We start from the raw sequence: 3,628 nt of genomic DNA, 5'->3' as shown, positions 1-3,628 counted from the left end.
TCACCATGTCCGATCTCCGTTGCCTTGGTCACGATCTTATCTTCGTGTCCACGAAACCGGCAGCAGGCCAGTCTGCCTGCTTCTCAACCAGTTCGATCAGCGCCATTCTCTCTTCGGTCATCGTCATCTCCGTTGTAGGTTCCAGGTCTCACAACCCAAACCTTCTCAGAAGATCGGCGGTGACCGCTAGCGTCACCCACGGCCGCGCGCTCCGCTACGCCAAGGGCTCCGCGCGCGGCCTCCTACACCACCACCGGGGACACTGCCTGCGAGACAAGATGCCCATTCGCGAGATCGCGCGGCGCACGGGCATATCGCGCAACACGATCAAGAAGTATCTACGCGAGGGGATCGTTGAGCCTGCGTTCCAGACACCAGCTCGTTCCAGCAAGCTTGACCCTTTTGCCAAGCAGCTGACAGCGTGGCTTACGTCCGACCAGCGCAAATCACGCAAAGAACGCCGGACGGCGAAGCTGATGCACGCCGATCTGGTGAAGCTGGGATATGATGGCTCCTACGAGCGCGTTGCGGCCTTCGTTCGGGAATGGAAAGGCGAACGGCAGCGGGCGCATCACACGACGGATCGTGGAACTTTCGTGCCGCTGGTGTTTGCATCAGGCGAAGCGTTCCAGTTCGACTGGAGCGAAGATTGGGCCTATGTCGGTGGCGAGCGGATCAAGCTGCAGGTCGCGCATATCAAGCTGTCGCACAGCCGCGCCTTTCTGGTGCGTGCCTATCTGCTGCAAACGCATGAGATGCTGTTCGATGCCCATTGGCATGCCTTCCGCGTCTTCGAAGGCGTGCCCGGTCGCGGTATCTACGACAATATGAAGACCGCCGTCGACAAGGTCGGAATAGGCAAGAAGCGCGATGTGAATGCGCGGTTCACGGCGATGACCAGTCATTATGTCTTCGATCCCGAGTTCTGCAATCCGGCAGCGGGCTGGGAGAAGGGGCAGGTCGAGAAGAATGTGCGCGATGCGCGCCATCGGATGTGGCAGCTGATGCCGGCCTTTCCGGATCTGGATGCGCTTAATGCTTGGCTGGAAGAACGCTGTAAGCTGCTGTGGGCTGAGACGGCTCATGGCACGTTGCCTGGAAGCATCGCCGATGTTTGGGAAGCCGAGAAGCCTGCGCTGATGCCGCTCCCCACAATGTTCGATGGCTTTGTCGAGGAAAGAAAGCGCGTCTCGCCGACCTGCCTGATCAGCTTTGATCGCACCCGTTATTCTGTGCCCGCCAGCTTTGCGAACCGCCCGGTGAGCCTGCGCATTTACCCTGAGCGGCTGGTGATTGTGGCCGAGGGGAACGTGATCTGCACGCATGAGCGCATCATCGACCGGTCGCATCGCCAGCCGGGGCGCGTGGTCTATGACTGGCGCCATTATCTGGCGGTGGTTCAGCGCAAACCCGGAGCGTTGCGTAATGGCGCCCCCTTCCTTGAGATGCCAGAACCCTTCCGGGTGTTGCAGGCAAAGATGCTGCGCCAGCCCGGCGGGGACCGCGAAATGGTCGATATCCTGTCCTTGGTGCTGCACCATGACGAACAGGCCGTGCTGTGCGCCGTGGAATTGGCACTGAAGGCGGGCGTGCCCACCAAAACCCATGTGTTGAACCTGCTCCACAGGCTGCTGGACGGCAAACCGACAGACCTGCCGGATGTGAACCCTCCAGCCGCCTTGTCGCTGAGCAAGGAGCCCGAGGCCAATGTCGCGCGCTATGATGGGCTGCGCACCCAGAAAGGAACCCGTCATGCGTCATGATCCCGCGGGTGCTGCACTGATCATCATGCTGCGCAGCCTCAAGATGCCGGGCATGGCGCAGGCTGTGCAGGATCTGCATGAACAAGGTGCACCCGCATTTGAAGCCGCCATGCCGATCCTGTCGCAGCTGCTCAAGGCCGAAATGGCCGAGCGTGAGGTGCGCTCGATCGCGTATCACATGAAGGCTGCCCGCTTCCCCGCATACGAGGACTTGTCCGCCTTCGACTTCGCGGCCAGTGAAATACGGGAAGCTCTGGTCCGCCAGCTCCATCGCTGTGAATTCCTGGATGTCGCTGAAAATGTGGTCCTGATCGGCGGTCCCGGCACGGGGAAATCCCATGTGGCCACAGCCCTCGGCATCCAGGCCATCGAGCACCATCGCAAACGCGTGCGCTTCTTCTCAACGGTCGAATTGGTTAACGCCCTGGAACAGGAAAAGGCTCAGGGCAAGGCTGGCAAGATCGCCGAGGCGCTGGTGAAAACTGACCTCGTGATCTTGGACGAGCTGGGATACCTGCCGTTCAGCGTCTCTGGCGGGGCCTTGCTCTTCCATCTTCTGAGCAAACTCTACGAGCGCACCAGCGTCATCATCACCACGAACTTGAGCTTCAGTGAATGGGCCTGCGTGTTTGGCGACGCCAAAATGACCACCGCCTTGCTAGATCGACTCACCCATCGATGCCACATTCTTGAAACCGGCAATGACAGCTATCGCTTCAAGGCCAGTTCCGAGACGGCAAAAAAGAAAAGGAAGGAGGCAGCAGTATTGACCCCGGAATAATACGCAGAACATAACAGACGGGTGGGTCAGATCTCGGTGACAATGCCGGGTCAATTCTCAGGGGCAATCAACATTCTTTGCCTTCATCGGTTTCGAGGACATTGATTCGATCGCCGAGGAGACGATCGACCCGCAACGCACGCTAGCGCGCGGGATATTCCTGACGCTTGCCATCACGACAGTCCTTTACCTCGGGGTGGTGCTGACGGTCCTGGCTTCGGGTCCGCTGGCAGAGGTCGCCAGCCACCCCGCCCCGCTGACGCTGGCCTTCACGCGCAACACCGGGTTGCCAGAGATCCTGCTGACGGCCATCGCCTCGTTGGCTACGCTGAATGGGGTGATCGTGCAGATCCTGATGGCCGGGCGGGTGCTGTTCGGACTTGCGCGCGAGGGCGAGCTGCCGCGCGGGCTTGGCAGGCTGTCGCCGCGCAGCGCAACCCCGGTGCGGGCCACGGCGCTGGCGGCCGGCCTGGCGCTTGGCCTGGCGCTGGCCTTTCCCATCCTGCGCTTGGCGGAATGGACATCTGGTATCACGCTGGGGGTCTTTGCGCTGGTGTGCCTGTCGCTTGCGCGGATCCATGCGCGGGGGGATCCGGCGCCGCCGGGGACCTTTCGCGTCTATCGCTGGGTTCCGGTGGCTGGCGCGCTGGCCTGCATCGCGCTGCTGATCGCAGGTTTTGCGGCCGGCGGCTAGCCCGACGCCGGCCCCGGCGCGATGCCCTGGCGGCCCGAAGGGAATGATGGATGTGCGATGCCGGCGAAAGTGTTACGACGTCAGCGCGAGCGACCGCTATAGCGAAATGTTACGGAGGCAATGCTGCAACAGTGACAGACCGCTTTCCGCCCCTCTGCATCGGTGACGATCGTTTGGACGCGCGCGGCCCATTGCGGACCTCAGGGATGGAAGCAATATCTGAGCTGGTGCCAGCCGAGGGGTTGGCAAGGGGATCGCGATCGCTTTTGACAAGGAAGGCATGACTGTGGTGATCACCGCCTGAACACTGGGGCGTGGACCAGAGTCGGAGCACGGCGGGACCATCAGAGTCCAGTTTGCCGACCGGACCCCGCGCAACGCAGGCCGCAA

Annotated in this window: 2 protein-coding genes and 1 pseudogene; all 3 read left to right on the top strand. The window is 61.5% G+C overall.

All coding sequences use genetic code 11. The features are described from left to right. The first annotated feature begins 278 nt into the window (after window positions 1–278). On the top strand, window positions 279–1,763 hold the full coding sequence (gene istA, locus MXB90_RS17605) for an IS21 family transposase (RefSeq protein ID WP_250046711.1): 1,485 nt from the start codon (window positions 279–281) through the stop codon (window positions 1,761–1,763). Continuing rightward, a complete protein-coding gene (gene istB / locus MXB90_RS17600) occupies window positions 1,753–2,544 on the top strand; it encodes an IS21-like element helper ATPase IstB (protein WP_250046709.1) in 792 nt (263 codons plus the stop codon). Before istA ends, istB begins: the two co-directional genes overlap by 11 nt. Before the next feature lie 79 nt (window positions 2,545–2,623). Next, window positions 2,624–3,238 (top strand): annotated as a pseudogene (locus MXB90_RS17595) (APC family permease); the annotation flags it as partial. Window positions 3,239–3,628 lie beyond the last annotated feature (390 nt).

The sequence above is a fragment of the Phaeovulum molybdatiresistens genome, assembly GCF_023544865.1.
GTDB lineage: Bacteria > Pseudomonadota > Alphaproteobacteria > Rhodobacterales > Rhodobacteraceae > Pontitalea.
Note: the sequence above shows the minus strand (reverse complement) of the source record. Positions and strands in the feature narration are given on the sequence as shown.

Excerpts from the sequence above, each read along its gene's own strand:
- istA (WP_250046711.1), top strand. The coding sequence starts at position 279 with ATGCCCATTCGCGAGATCGCGCGGCGCACGGGCATATCGCGCAACACG.
- istB (WP_250046709.1), top strand. The coding sequence starts at position 1,753 with ATGCGTCATGATCCCGCGGGTGCTGCACTGATCATCATGCTGCGCAGC.